General features: G+C 71.3%; 10 protein-coding genes. 4 read left to right on the forward strand and 6 right to left on the reverse strand.

Annotation, left to right across the window (positions count from 1 at the left end; all coding sequences use genetic code 11):
- Positions 1-29 precede the first annotated feature (29 nt).
- Positions 30-611 carry an NUDIX hydrolase family protein gene (locus tag ABD736_RS08425; protein WP_344791299.1) on the reverse strand — a complete coding sequence of 194 codons (582 nt, stop codon included), beginning with the start codon at positions 609-611 and terminating at the stop codon, positions 30-32.
- A gap of 67 nt (positions 612-678) precedes the next feature.
- Here ABD736_RS08425 and ABD736_RS08430 point away from each other — a divergent pair, with 67 nt between their 5' ends.
- Positions 679-5,295: an ATP-dependent helicase gene (locus ABD736_RS08430; RefSeq protein ID WP_344791300.1), complete on the forward strand. Its 4,617-nt coding sequence runs from the start codon at positions 679-681 to the stop codon at positions 5,293-5,295.
- A gap of 13 nt (positions 5,296-5,308) precedes the next feature.
- Here ABD736_RS08430 and ABD736_RS08435 read toward each other — a convergent pair whose 3' ends face one another.
- The 3 genes from ABD736_RS08435 to ABD736_RS08445 form a co-directional block, all read right to left on the reverse strand.
- A complete protein-coding gene (locus tag ABD736_RS08435) occupies positions 5,309-5,644 on the reverse strand; it encodes a nuclear transport factor 2 family protein (protein ID WP_344791301.1) in 336 nt (111 codons plus the stop codon).
- 90 nt (positions 5,645-5,734) lie between these two features.
- Complete coding sequence (locus tag ABD736_RS08440; protein ID WP_344791302.1) at positions 5,735-6,541, reverse strand: MerR family transcriptional regulator; 807 nt, start codon at positions 6,539-6,541, stop codon at positions 5,735-5,737.
- 41 nt (positions 6,542-6,582) lie between these two features.
- The gene (locus ABD736_RS08445; RefSeq protein ID WP_344791303.1) at positions 6,583-7,638 is read right to left on the reverse strand and encodes an NAD(P)-dependent alcohol dehydrogenase; all 1,056 of its coding nucleotides are present in this window, start codon (positions 7,636-7,638) and stop codon (positions 6,583-6,585) included.
- Between the two features lie 90 nt (positions 7,639-7,728).
- Between ABD736_RS08445 and ABD736_RS08450 the strand changes: the two genes are divergently transcribed.
- Together ABD736_RS08450 and ABD736_RS08455 are read left to right on the forward strand one after the other, a co-directional pair.
- The gene (locus tag ABD736_RS08450) at positions 7,729-8,316 is read left to right on the forward strand and encodes a TetR/AcrR family transcriptional regulator (RefSeq protein ID WP_344791304.1); all 588 of its coding nucleotides are present in this window, start codon (positions 7,729-7,731) and stop codon (positions 8,314-8,316) included.
- A 117-nt stretch (positions 8,317-8,433) separates the two neighbouring features.
- A complete protein-coding gene (locus tag ABD736_RS08455) occupies positions 8,434-9,213 on the forward strand; it encodes a MerR family transcriptional regulator (protein WP_344791306.1) in 780 nt (259 codons plus the stop codon).
- Positions 9,214-9,218: 5 nt separating this feature from the next.
- On the opposite strand, the gene ABD736_RS08460 is transcribed toward ABD736_RS08455, so the two are convergent.
- The gene (locus ABD736_RS08460) at positions 9,219-10,571 is read right to left on the reverse strand and encodes a S1C family serine protease (RefSeq protein ID WP_344791307.1); all 1,353 of its coding nucleotides are present in this window, start codon (positions 10,569-10,571) and stop codon (positions 9,219-9,221) included.
- A gap of 68 nt (positions 10,572-10,639) precedes the next feature.
- Between ABD736_RS08460 and ABD736_RS08465 the strand changes: the two genes are divergently transcribed.
- Complete coding sequence (locus ABD736_RS08465) at positions 10,640-11,539, forward strand: aminoglycoside phosphotransferase family protein (protein WP_344791308.1); 900 nt, start codon at positions 10,640-10,642, stop codon at positions 11,537-11,539.
- 113 nt (positions 11,540-11,652) lie between these two features.
- Here the strand turns inward: ABD736_RS08465 and ptsP are convergent, their stop codons facing one another.
- Positions 11,653-13,317: a phosphoenolpyruvate--protein phosphotransferase gene (gene ptsP, locus ABD736_RS16370; RefSeq protein WP_425555026.1), complete on the reverse strand. Its 1,665-nt coding sequence runs from the start codon at positions 13,315-13,317 to the stop codon at positions 11,653-11,655.
- Positions 13,318-13,463: the final 146 nt, after the last annotated feature.

The following is a 13,463-nucleotide window of genomic DNA, read 5'->3' on the forward strand; positions in this document are numbered from 1 at the left end:
GCCGAAAGGCGGCGTACCTATTGCCGGCCTTAGAGTAGAGCCCCGACCGAGGCGAGCGCCGCGCGCACGAGCGTGCCGCGGCCGCCCTCGAGCTCTGAGCAAACCGCGTCGGAGGCGGCTTCCTCCGGCGTCATCCAGGTCAGCTCGAGGGCATCCTGCCGCGGCTCGGTGGTGCCGGTCACGGGCACCACGTAGGCGAGCGAGACCGCGTGCTGGCGCTCGTCGATGAAGGGCGTCTCGCTCGGCGTCGGGAAGTACTCGGCGATCATGAACGGCACCGGCGACGCCGGCAGCTGCGGGAACGCCATCGGCCCGAGGTCCTTCTCGAGGTGGCGGAAGAGCGCGTCGCGCAGCGTCTCGCCGTACATCACGCGGCCTGAGACGATCGTGCGCGTGATCTCGCCGAGCGGCGTGCCGCGCAGCAGCAGGCCGACGTCGATCACGCGGCCAAGGCCGTCGAGATGCACCGGAACCGCCTCGACGTAGAGGATCGGCATGCGGTGCCTGATCTGCTCGAGCTCGATGTCGCTCAGCCAGCCAGGACCGTAGCTCGGCGGCTCCTCGTCGTCGGGGCGACCGTCGGGGTACGGGTCCGGAGTGCGCACAGCCATAACCAGACAATAAGGGAGGCCCGAGCGCCCCGGGGCGATGTCGGAGGCCTATGGTCGAATGTGTCCGATGACTGACACGCTCGAGCGCTTCTCGGCCGCGACCCGGCAGTGGTTCGCGGGGGCGTTCAGCGCGCCCACCGCCGCCCAGCTCGGCGCGTGGGAAGCGATCTCGTCAGGCCGCAACACGCTCGTCATCGCGCCCACCGGCTCCGGCAAGACGCTCGCCGCGTTCCTGTGGGCGATCGACCGATTGATGGCCGATGGGGGCCCGAGGGATGCTTCGCCGGGCGGTCAGGGCAAAGGAAAACCCTCGGCCGCCGGCACCTCGAAGACGAAGGTCCTCTACATCTCGCCGCTGAAGGCGCTCGGCGTCGACGTCGAGCGGAACCTGCGCAGCCCGATCGTCGGCATCGCGCAGACGGCGAAGCGGCTCGGCATCGATCCGCCCGAGGTGAGCGTCGGGGTGCGGTCGGGCGACACGCCCTCTTCTGAGAGGCAGCGGCTGCTCAGGCATCCGCCCGAGATCTTGATCACAACCCCAGAGTCGCTGTACCTCATGCTTACCAGCGGGGCGCGCGAGACCCTGCGCGAGGTCGAGACGGTGATCGTCGACGAGGTGCACGCCGTGGCGTCGACGAAGCGCGGGGCGCACCTCGCGGTGTCGCTCGAGCGGCTCGACGAACTGCTGGCTCGCCCCGCTCAGCGCGTGGGCCTGTCGGCGACGGTGCGGCCGCCCGAAGAGGTGGCGCGGTTCCTGTCTGGCATGACTCCGACGACGATCGTGGCGCCGGAGTCGCAGAAGCGCTTCGACCTGCGCGTCGTCGTTCCCGTCGACGACATGCGCGAGCTGCAGACGGCGCCCGGGGGCGACAAAGTCGGGGGCACGATCTGGACGCACGTCGACGAGGCCGTGCTCGACGAGGTGCTGGCGCATCGCTCGACGATCGTGTTCGCGAACGGGCGGCGCACGACCGAGCGGCTGACGGCGCGGCTGAATGAGCTCTACGCCGAGCGGCTGGGGTTCGAGCCCGAGCCCGTGACGTCGTTTCCGGCGCAGCTCGTCGGCGGGTCTGGCACGACGGGCGGGGTGTCGACCGAGGCTCCGGTGCTCGCGCGAGCGCACCACGGCTCGGTGTCGAAAGAGCAGCGGGCGGCCATCGAAGACGACCTCAAGACGGGGAAGCTGCGCTGCGTCGTCGCCACGAGCTCGCTCGAGCTCGGCATCGACATGGGCGAGGTCGACCTCGTCGTGCAGGTCGCCGCGCCGCCGTCGATCGCGAGCGGGCTGCAGCGCATCGGTCGCGCGGGGCACCAGGTCGGCGAGGTGTCGAAGGGCATCCTGTTCCCCAACCACCGCGCCGATCTCGTGCAGTCGGCGCTGGCGACCGAGCGCATGCGGGCCGGGCTTATCGAGAAGATCGCCGTGCCGCAGAATCCACTCGACATCCTCGCGCAGCAGACGGTGGCGGCCGTGTCGGTCGGGCCCGTCGACGTCGACGGCTGGTTCGACACCGTGCGGCGCTCTGCCCCGTTCGCGACGCTGCCGCGCGCGGCGTACGAAGCCGTGCTCGACCTGCTCTCGGGCCGCTACCCCAGCGAGGAGTTCGGTGAGCTGCGCCCGCGCCTCGTGTGGGATCGCGAGCGCGGCATACTGACCTCGCGCCCGGGCGCGAGCCGGCTCGCGGTGACGAGCGGCGGCACGATCCCCGACCGCGGGCTGTTCGGGGTCTTCATGGTCGCCGGCGCCGACGACAAGGCGCCGAGGCGGGTCGGCGAGCTCGACGAAGAGATGGTCTATGAGTCGCGCGTCGGCGACGTCTTCGCGCTCGGAACGACGAGTTGGAAGATCGCCGAGATCACGCATGACCGCGTGATGGTGACGCCCGCCTACGGCGAGCCGGGGCGCGTGCCGTTCTGGCACGGCGACGGCATCGGGCGCCCGGCTGAGCTGGGCGAGGCACTGGGCGGCTTCGTGCGCGAGCTGGGGTCGAGTGACTCCGGGGATGCCGCGCGGCGGCTCCTCGACGACGGACTCGACGAGCGGGCATCCCGAAACCTCCTGACCTACCTCGACGATCAGAAGACGGCGACCGGGCACCTGCCCACCGACCGCACGCTCGTCGTCGAGCGCTTCCGCGACGAGCTCGGCGACTGGCGCATCGTGCTGCACTCGCCGTACGGGCAGATGGTGCATGCGCCGTGGGCCCTGGCCGTCGGGCGGCGCGTGCGCGAGAGCCTGGGGCTCGAGGGCGCGGTGCTCGCCGCCGACGACGGCATCATCGTGCGGCTGCCCGACTCGGATGCCGAGCCGCCCGGCGCCGAGCTGTTCGTCTTCGCGCCCGACGAGCTCGAGGCGGTCGTCACCGAAGAGGTCGGCGGCTCGGCGCTGTTCGCCGCCCGATTCCGCGAGGCGGCGCAGCGGGCGTTGCTGTTCCCGCGCTACGACCCCGGCCGCAGGAATCCGCTCTGGCAGCAGCGCATGCGATCGGCGCAGCTGCTCGAGGTCGCGCACAAGTACCCGCAGTTCCCGATCATCCTCGAGACGATGCGCGAGTGCCTCCAAGACGTCTACGACCTGCCCGCGCTGGCCGCGGTGGCGCGGCGCATCGAGCAGCGGAAGATCCGGATCGTCGAGACGACGAGCGAGAGGCCGTCGCCATTCGCGTCGACGCTGCTGTTCGGGTACATCGCGGCGTTCATGTACGAGGGCGATTCGCCGCTCGCTGAGCGCCGCGCGGCGGCCTTGACCGTCGACACCGAGCTGCTGTCGCAACTGCTCGGGCGGTCCGAGTTGCGCGAGCTGCTCGATCCCGCCGTGATCGCGCGGGTCGAGGGCGAGCTGCAGCGGCTTCCTGCCGAGCGACACGCACGCGGCGTCGAGGGCGTGGCCGATCTGCTGCGCGTGCTGGGGCCGCTGTCGCTCGACGAGCTCGCGGCTCGGTTCGAGGGTGCTGCCGACGAGGTGGCCGAGGCCGTTGCCGAGCTGGTCACCGCGAAGCGCGCGCTGCGCGTGTCGATCGCGGGCGACGAGCGCGTTGCTGCGATCGAGGATGCTCCGCGGCTGCGCGATGCGATCGGAGTGCCGCTGCCGATCGGCGTCCCGACGGCGTTCATCGAGCCGGTCGCCGACCCGCTCGGCGACCTCGTCGGGCGCTATGCCCGCACCCATGGGCCGTTCGCCGCCGACGAGGTCGCGGCGCGGTTCGGACTCGGGGTGTCGGTGGTCACCGACACCCTGCGGCGGCTGTCGCACGAGCGGCGGGTGGTCGAGGGCGAGTTCCGCCCGCATGCGACCGGCACCGAGTGGTGCGACGGCGACGTGTTGCGTCGGCTGCGGCGGCTGTCGCTCGCTGCGCTGCGGCACGAGGTCGAGCCGGTGGAGCCCGCCGCGTTCGCACGCTTCCTGCCCGAGTGGCAGCACGTGGGAACCGGCACGTTGAAGGGTGTCGATGGTGTGGCATCCGTCATCGAGCAGCTGGCGGGTGTGCGCGCGCCGGCATCCGCGTGGGAATCTCTGATTCTGCCCGCCCGCGTTTCTGATTACGCGCCCGTCATGCTCGACGAGCTGACGGCGAGTGGCGAGGTGATCTGGGCGGGCGCCGGCACCATTCCGGGGCGCGACGGGTGGCTCAGCTTCCACCTCGCCGAGACGGCGCCGCTGACGCTGGCGCCGCCGGTGGATCTCGAGACCGATGAGCTGCAGCGCGAGATCCTGACGACGCTCAGCGCCGGTGGCGGGTTCTTCTTCCGGCAGCTGTCGGACGCGGTCGGCTCTCAGGACGACGCCGTGCTCGAGACCGCTCTGTGGGATCTGGTGTGGGCCGGCCTCATCACGAACGACACGCTCGCGCCGGTGCGGGCGCTCACCGGCAGTCGTGCGGCGCACAAGCGGCCGGCGCGGGCACCACGGACGCGGATGTTCCGGGGCGGGCGGGTGCAGCTGGCTTCCGCCGTGGCACGCCCGAACGTGCCGACGCGCACCGGGCCGCCGACCGTCGCGGGGCGGTGGTCGCTGCTGCCGCTCGGCGACGCCGACCCGACGCTGCGGGCGCACGCGGCGGCCGAGAGCCTGCTCGACCGCTATGGGGTGGTCTCGCGCGGCTCGGTGCAGAACGAGGGACTGGCCGGCGGGTTCGCATTCGCCTACCGCGTGCTCGCCGAGTTCGAGCAGACGGGGCACGTGCGACGCGGGTATTTCATCGAGACGCTGGGCGCGGCGCAGTTCGCCAGCTCGCCGACCGTCGACCGCCTGCGCGGATTCGTGACGGATGCCACGACCGAGCCCCCACTGAACGCGGTGGCCCTGGCCGCAACCGACCCGGCGAACCCGTATGGTGCGGCTCTGCCGTGGCCCGACCCACCGGCGGTCGAGGCGGGTCCCGGCCAGCGGGTCGCTTCCGGGCATCGTGCCGGGCGCAAGGCGGGGGCGCTCGTCGCGCTGGTCGATGGGGAGCTCGTGCTCTACATCGAACGCGGCGGGAAGACCGTGCTCGCGTTCACCGACGAGGCGGCCGTGCTTGCCGCGGCGGCGACCGCCGTCGCACAGCTGGTGCGCCGCGGCGGCACCGATCGCTTGGCCATCGAGTCGGCGAACGGGGCTTTCGTGCTCGGGACTCCGCTAGGCGAGGCGCTCGCGGCGGCAGGTTTCAGCGAGACGCCGCGCGGGCTGCGGCTGCGGTACTGACGGCCGCAGCCGCTCACGCACTGATGCGCAGCGAGCTGATCCGCCCGTCTTCCGCCAGCTCAAACGCATAGTGCAGCTCGGCGCGACCACCGGGAAAGTCGCCCTCGATGACGTTGACGACGAGCGCAGCGCCGCCGGTCTGTTCCGCAGACACCCGCGTACTGGTGTGACTGAACTCGCTGGCCGCGCCGGTCAGCCATCCGAGGATCTCGTCGCGGCCGCGGTAGGTCCGGCCGTCGTCCTCGACCACCGCGTCAGGGGTGAAGACATCGATCGTGGCGGACTTGTCGGGGCTGTCACCGAGTTCGAAATAGGTGGTGATCGCCGGCGCGAGAGTGTCGTTCGTCATGTGGTTTCTTCTTCCGTTCTGCGGTCGTCGTTCCTGCCCCCAGCGTCGGCCTTCCCCGTGGGGGAAGGTCAAATGGCGTCGCGTCGAGACTCAGCGGGTGGTGCGGAAGATCGGCCATCCGACCTCGGTGATCTCGTCGGCCCCATCAACGAGATACGTCTCCCGGACGGGGCCGTCGATTCCGAGTTCGTGCTGGGCAACATAGGCGCCGAGTCGCCCATAGGTCTGCGCCATCGTCGCGTCCGGTCCGCGGTGCACGACGACGGCGAGGTCGACCGCGGGCACCACCTCGAGGCGTGCGCGATCGGTCGGCGAACGGACGCCTGTCGACGACGCCACCGGGAAGAAGAGCACCGCCTCACCACGCTCGTCGAGAAAGAGCTTCGCGTCCCAGATGCCGCCGCGAGGGCCCGACGGCTCAACGCCGGGGGCCCGCGCAGCGGCATCCAGCTCACGCTGGGCGCCGCGGTACCAGTCGCCCAGCTGCGCCAGTTCGATCGTCTCCCGAATCGCCAGCACGCGCGTTTCCGGAACGCTGCGATGTTCGACCGCGAGGTCGGCCGGCGTCGGGGCCAGCAGGCCCTGAAGCGCGGTGACGGCGGCACGCGTCGCGTCGAGCTCTGATTCCAGACGCTCGAGGTGCGCGGCAATGAGAGCGCTGCGCGCCGCGATGTCGGACCGCAGCATCTCGCGGACGGTGTCCACCGGAACCGACAGGGCTCGCAGCTGCCGCACGACCTGTGCGTCGGCGATCTGCTCGGCGCTGTAGAGACGGTAGCCGCTCGACCGGTCGATGACGGCCGGCAGGAGGAGGCCTTCGCGGTGGTAATAGCGCAGCGTCTTCGCGCTCAGACGCGTCGCCTGGGCGAAGTCGCCGATGGTCATCAAAGAAGGCACGTGACCATCATCGAGCGGATGCCCGCGCTGTTCGCGTGCGCTCAGGCCGCGGGCGCGTCCAGATCTGCGAGATCAAGGACGAAGCGGTACCGCACGTCCCCGCGCTCCAGCCGGTCAAGCGCCGTCGAAACCTCGGCGGACGGGACGACCTCGATGTCCGCCGTGATGCCATGATCAGCCGCGAAGGCGAGCATCTCGGCCGTTCCTCGCCGCCCGCCCGTACCCGACGAGGTCAGCTTCCGACGCCCACGGGTCAGCAGCATGAGCGGCACCTCGGTCGGCAGCGGCAAGCCGACAACGCTCAGCGTTCCATCCAAAGCAAGCAGGTTGATCAGCGGTGCGAGCTCGTGCGGCGCCGAGATCGTGTCGAGAATGAAGTCGAAGCGACCGGATGCCTGCGCCAGCTGTTCCTCGTCGGTGGTGTCGATCAGCCCAGCTGCCCCCAGAGCCCGCGCGTCGTTCGCCTTGTCGGGCGTTCGGCTCAGCACCATCACCTCGGCGCCGAGGGCGGCAGCGAACTTCACCCCCAGGTGGCCGACGCCGCCGAGCCCAGCGATCGCGACCCTGCTACCGCGGCCGACGCCGGCCGCGCGCAGCGGCTCCCACACCGTAATGCCGGCGCACATCAGCGGTGCTGCGCCCGCGGCGTCGAGATCCTCGGGGAGGTGGTACACGAAGTCCGCGCGCACGACGTATTCCCGGCTGTAGCCGCCCTTCGTGATCGAGCCGTCGATGCGATCGACACCGCCGTAGGTCGTGACGAGTCCGTTGAGACAGTAGTTCTCCTGTCCCGCCCGACACATGACGCACCCACCGCACGAATCGACAAGCGTGCCGACCGCGACACGGTCGCCGACCGCGAAACCCGTCACCGACGGGCCGAGCTCGGTGACCGTTCCCGTGAACTCGTGACCCGGCACGAGTCCGTCGGTCGGCTTACCCACGAGCCCGTGGATCGCGTGCAGATCGCTGTGGCACACGCCACAGAAGTCGACACGCACGGCGATGTCGTCATCGCGCAGCTCACGGCGCTCGATAGCGACGCGATCGAGTCGTGTCGAGTTGTCCTGACTCTGCCAGGCGGTGGTGGTTCGCATCTGAGCTCCAATAAACAAACTGTTCGGTCTGTTCTGAAGCTAGACCCACCCGGCTGCGAAAGCAAACCGTTCGGTCTATAAACTCGCCACATGCCCGCAATCGCCACCGCACCTGCGACGAAGAAGGGCGCGGCCACCCGTCGGCGCATCCTCGACGCCGCCACCGCGGAGTTCGCCGAGCACGGCATCGCCGGCGCCCGCGTGGAGCGCATCACCGCTGCGGCTCAGACGAACAAGGCGCAGCTCTACGGTTACTTCGGCAGCAAAGACGGCCTCTTCGACGCGGTCATCGCCGACCGCGTGACGAGCACGACCGCAGCGGTCCCGTTTGACGTCGACCGGATGCCTGACTGGGCAGTCGCGATCTACGACGAGCACCTGCACCGCCCCGAGCTGACGCGCCTCATCGCCTGGGTCCGACTCGAGCGACGACGCAGCGGAACCTGGTTCGACGGCGGCGACCATGACGACAAACTCGCCGCCATCGCCGCGGCGCAGGCCGACGGCCGCATCCGACCAGGCGACCCCTTCGCACTGCTGACTCTGGTCATCTCGATGGCGTCGACCTGGTCCGCGGCGAGCGAGGTCTACACCGCGACCTCCGACGAACCCGAGGCCGTCCACGACACTCGCCGAGCACTGCTGCGGGAGAGCGTCGCGCGACTGCTCGCGCCCTGACCTGACGTGACCTGACCCGGCACGAGACGAAGACGCCGACCTGGCTGCGGCACCGCCCGAACAGGCATCCACTCGGCACTTGACCTTGACGCAACGTCAACGCCTACCGTCGTGATCATGCGAGACGGACGCACCCCCGAATGGCCGATCACCGAAGTGGTCGCGCTGACCGGAACGACCAGCAGAACGCTGCGCCACTACGGCGAGATCGGCCTGCTGCCGCCGTCGCGCATCGGCGAGAACGGCTACCGCTACTACGACCGCGATGGGCTCGTGCGTCTGCAGCGCATCCTGCTGCTGCGCGAGCTCGGGCTCGGCCTTCCCGAGATCGGCCGCGTGCTCAATGAGCAGCTCGATGTCGCAGCCGCACTCGAGGCGCACATCGACGCGCTGCGCGAGCAGCAGTCGCGCCTCAGCCGGCAGCTCGAATCCGTGCGCCGCACACTCGCCGCCATCAGAGACGGGAAGGACCTGGACATGTCCGAGATGTTCGACGGCTTCGACCACACGCAGTACCGCGACGAGGTCGAACAGCGCTGGGGCACGGATGCCTACGCCCGCAGCGCCCACTGGTGGGAGGCTAAGACGCGCACCGAGAAGGCGCAGCTGCGGGCCGAGCAGGCGGCCCGCTCACGCGCCTGGATCGAACTGAGCGCGACGGATGCCTCACCGAGCTCCCCCGAGGCGCAGAAACTGGCCGCCGAGCACGTCGGCTGGCTGCGCACCGTGCCCGGCACGCCGGCTGCGTCGGGTGACGCGGACGCGCTGCGAAGCTACGTCCTCGGCCTCGCCGAGCTGTACGTCGCCGACGAACGCTTCGCCGCCAACTACGGGGGCGCGAAAGGGGCGGCCTTCGTGAAGGCCGCCCTCGAGCAGTACGCGGAATCCGAGCTGTAGTCGCGCTACGCCGCCGGCCCCTCGGTCAAGGTCACCGACGCCGTGTGCGACTGCCCGGCCGAATCGACCCAGGTCAGCGACACCTCGTCGCCCGGGGCAGAGGACTTGAGCGCCGACTGCAGCGCATCGGCGGACGCGACCGCCTTCCCATCGACCGCGGTGATGACGTCGCCCGCGGCGAGCCCCGCCTCTTCGGCCGGCCCGTTGGAGACGACGCCCGCGATCGCGGCGCCCTGAGCGGTCGCCGTCGAGCCGTCGCCGGCGAAGGCGCCGTAGCCCGAGGCATCCGTCTCGCCCAGCTCGATGCCCAGGAATGCCGGGTAGCCGAGCTCGATGCTGCCGCCCTCATCACCTGAGGTGATCTTCTTCGCGATGTCGAGCGCGGTCGCGATCGGAATCGCGTAGCCGTCGGCGACCCCACCGCTCGACGCCGCCGTGTCGATGCCGATGACCTTGTTCGCCGCATCGAAGAGCGGGCCGCCCGAGTCGCCCGGCTCGATCGCCGCGTTCGTCTCGATGAGACCGGTGAGCGATTCGGATGCCGCAGACTGCTCGGCCTCGGTCGTGATGCTCTTGTCGAGTCCGGTCACCGTGCCGGCCGCGGCGACCAGCGTGCCGCCGCCTTCTGCGTTGCCGACTCCGGTCACCGCGTCGCCCGTGGCGACCGTGTGGTTCTTGTCGAGTGACGCGGTCGCGAGACCCTTCGCCCCCTGCAGCTGCAGCACCGCGATGTCGTCGGTGGCGTCGTCGCCCACGACCTTGGCGGTGTAGGACTTGCCCGCGTCGATGACGGTGATGGACGTCGAGCCCTCGATCACGTGGTTGTTCGTGAGGATCTCGCCGCTCGAGGTCAGCACGATGCCGGTGCCGGCCGCCTCTGCGTTCTGGTAGCCGAGCTGGGTCTCGATGAGCACAATGCCGCGCGACTGCGCCGACGTGGCCGCCGTCGTCGGGGAGCCTGTCGCGCCCGAGCCGCTCGAGGACCCTGAGCCCGAGCCGCCGTAGGCATTGCCGTCGAAGGGGTTCGCGTCGCTCGAGCCGGACTGGCCCGACGTGCCGCCACTGGAGCCGTAGCCGCCGGTCGAGCCGCCATAACCATAGCCGTAGCCGCCGTGCAGCCCTGCCGCCGGCTGACCGGAATACTCCTGCTGCGCACTCGACGCGCCCCGCGCCGCGAACGCGTCCTGCACTGCGAAGACGCAGCCGACGCCGAGCGCCGCCGCCACGACGGTGCTCGCCGCCACGAGCAGCGTCTGCCGCTTGGTGAAGTGGTCGCGGTGACCTCGGTGATCTCGGTGATCGTCGTGGTCTGTCAGCTGGTCGGTCATCGGGGCCCCGGTACCGTTGATCTCGCTCATGACCCCATGACAGACCTGCTTCCCGAATCGGGACCATGGCAGGCCCATGGGTTTCCTATGGAGAAACCGTGGACATCCCACACGCCGACCTCACCGTCGATAAAGACCTCGCCGCACGCCTCGTGACGGCGCAGTTCCCCGACCTCGCGGCGCCCGTCGAGCTGATCGCGCAGGGCTGGGACAACGCGCTGTTCCGTCTCGGCGACGACCTGGCGATCCGGATGCCCCGACGCGAAGTCGCCGCCCACCTCGTGGAGCACGAGCAGCGCTGGCTGCCGACGCTGCAGCGCCTGGTCGAGCTGCCGCTGCCCGTCCCCGTGCGCGAAGGCCGCCCGGCCGCCGACTACCCGTTCGCCTGGAGCATCATCCCGTGGGTCCCCGGCACCGGCGGCGCCCACCGCACCCCGGCCGAGCGCGACGCCTACGCCCGCCAGTTCGCCGAGTTCTTCGCCGCGCTGCACGTTCCGGCGCCAGCCGATGCCCCGCACAACCCGGTGCGGGGCGTGCCGCTCGCCGATCGAACGGCTGCGGTTCACGCGCGCCTTGACGCAATGGCCGGCCGCCTCGCCGACGCCGTGCGCGCCGAGCTGCGCACCGCCTGGGATGCCGGTGCGTCAGCACCGAGCCACATCGGCTCCGCGCTCTGGCTGCACGGCGACCCGCATCCCGGCAACGTCGTCGTCGCCGAGTCGGGAGCCCTCGCCACCGTCGTCGACTTCGGCGACGTCACATCAGGGGACCCGGCGACCGACCTCTCCGCCGCCTGGCTGCACTTCACGTCGGCGGGGCGCGCCGCGTTCCGCAGGCGCTACGAAGAGCTGCACGAGACGGATGCCTCGACCTGGGCTCGCGCCCGCGCGTGGGCCGTCTCGATCGGAACCTCGGCGTTCGCGGCCTCGGACGGCGGCAACGGCCCCATGGCCCGAATGGGCCGCGACGCGATCGAGCAGGTGCTCATCGACTCCTGAGTCGTTGCGCGAATCGCGCGCCCAGAATCGCGACTACGCCGTACTCGCGGGCGAGCGGGAACGGAAGGCGCGACTACGCCGTACTCGCGCGCAAGGGGGAACGGAACGCGCGACTACGCCGTACTCGCGAGCGCCCCGGCCGCCGCGGCACGCGCCTCCCGCGGGCCCACGGCCCCCGCGGCAGCGGCGCCGACCGCCACGCACTGCTCGCGCGAGACCGCACCGAGCGCCGCCGCCACCTCGTCAAGGGCACGGGGCGCCATCGACAGCGAGGTCACCCCCAGTCCCACGAGCACGGGCGCGAGGGCCGGGTCGGCCGCAGCCTCTCCGCACACACCGACCGGCTTGCCGACGCGCGCTCCGGCCTCGCCGACGAGCCGAATCAGGCGAAGCACCGCCGGCTGCCAGGCGTCCGTCAGCGCCGCCAGCGGCCCCGACTGGCGATCGGCCGCCATCGCATACTGCGCGAGATCGTTCGTTCCGATGCTGACGAAATCGACCTCGGCCAGGACCTCAGGAGCGCACAGCGCCGCCGACGGCGTCTCGATCATCACGCCGACGCGCGCGAAGCCGTGCGGTCGGCACGCCGCCGCGAACTCCCGCGCCTCGGCGGCCGTCGAGATCATCGGCGCCATCACCCAGGCATCCGCTCGCTCAGCCCGCGCCGCCGCCGCGATCGCCTCGAGCTGGCGAGCAAGCACGCCGGGGTATGCCCGCGCCGTGCGGAACCCGCGCACGCCGAGTGCCGGGTTCTGCTCGCGAGACCCCGCGACGAAAGCGAGCGGCTTGTCCGAGCCGGCATCGAGTGTGCGCACGACGACGCGGCGACCGGGGAACGCGGCGAACACCGCACGATAGGCCGCGGTCTGCTCGGCGACCGACGGCTCCTCCTGCCGGTCGAGGAAGACGAACTCGGTGCGAAACAGGCCCACGCCTTCGGCGCGCGTCGCGTCGGCGGCGTCCGCGCCGCCCGAGACGTTGGCGAGCAGCTCGACGTGATGGCCGTCGGCGGTGCGGCCGGTGCCGTCGAACGGTGGGATCTCAGGGCGAGCGGATGCCTCGGCCACGCGATCCGCAGAGGGGTCGACCTCGACCTCGCCCCGCGTGCCGTCGACCAGCACGGTGTCGCCGTCGCGCAGGGTGCGCGCCCCTGGCCACACGACCGCGGGCACGCCCAACGACCTGGCCAGGATCGCCGTGTGCGAGGTCGGCGCGCCTGAGGCCGTCACCAGCGCGACGCACGGAGTCGTTCCGAGCAGCGCCGCGTCGGCCGGGGCGAGCTCGTCGACGACCAGCACGAACGGATCGCCGCGGTCCGGCAGCCCGGGCTCGGTTTCGCCGCGCAACCGCGCGATCACCCGACCGCGCAGATCGCGCACGTCGGCGGCGCGCTCGGCCATGGCGCCGCCCTGCCCCGCGATCAGTTCGGCGAGGGCGCCGAGCACGAGCCACGCCGCGCGCTCGGGCGTCGCACCGAGCCGCGTCACGAGCTCGGCGGCCTCCGCGGCGAGCGCCTTGTCGTCGGCCAGCACCGCCGTCGCCTCGAGCACCGCACGTGCGTCGCGGAAGCGCTCGTCCGTCAGCCGCCGCGCGCGATGCGTGAGGCTGTCGTGCACCTGCGCGAAAGCAGGGGCGAGGGATGCCGCGGCCGCGGCCCTCTCGGACTCAGCCAGCGTCGTCTCGGCCGGCGGCTCGACCACCGGGTCCGGCATGCGCACCACGGGGCCGACGGCAGCGCCGGGGCTGATCGGGATGCCGGGAGCGTCGGCGGCGGCCACGGCGTCGGCCGGCAGCGGCCCGTCCGGTGCGGGAACGACGTCTGCCGCCAGGTCTCCATTCGGCTTCGCCGAGTCGACCGGTGCAGGGCGCGCCCGACCGGCCTGCGAAGAGTCCCCGCCGGCGGAACCGAGCTGAGAAGAGCCCC

Origin of the sequence: Gryllotalpicola daejeonensis (assembly GCF_039538145.1) — a bacterium.
In the GTDB taxonomy this organism is placed as follows: Bacteria; Actinomycetota; Actinomycetes; order Actinomycetales; family Microbacteriaceae; genus Gryllotalpicola; species Gryllotalpicola daejeonensis.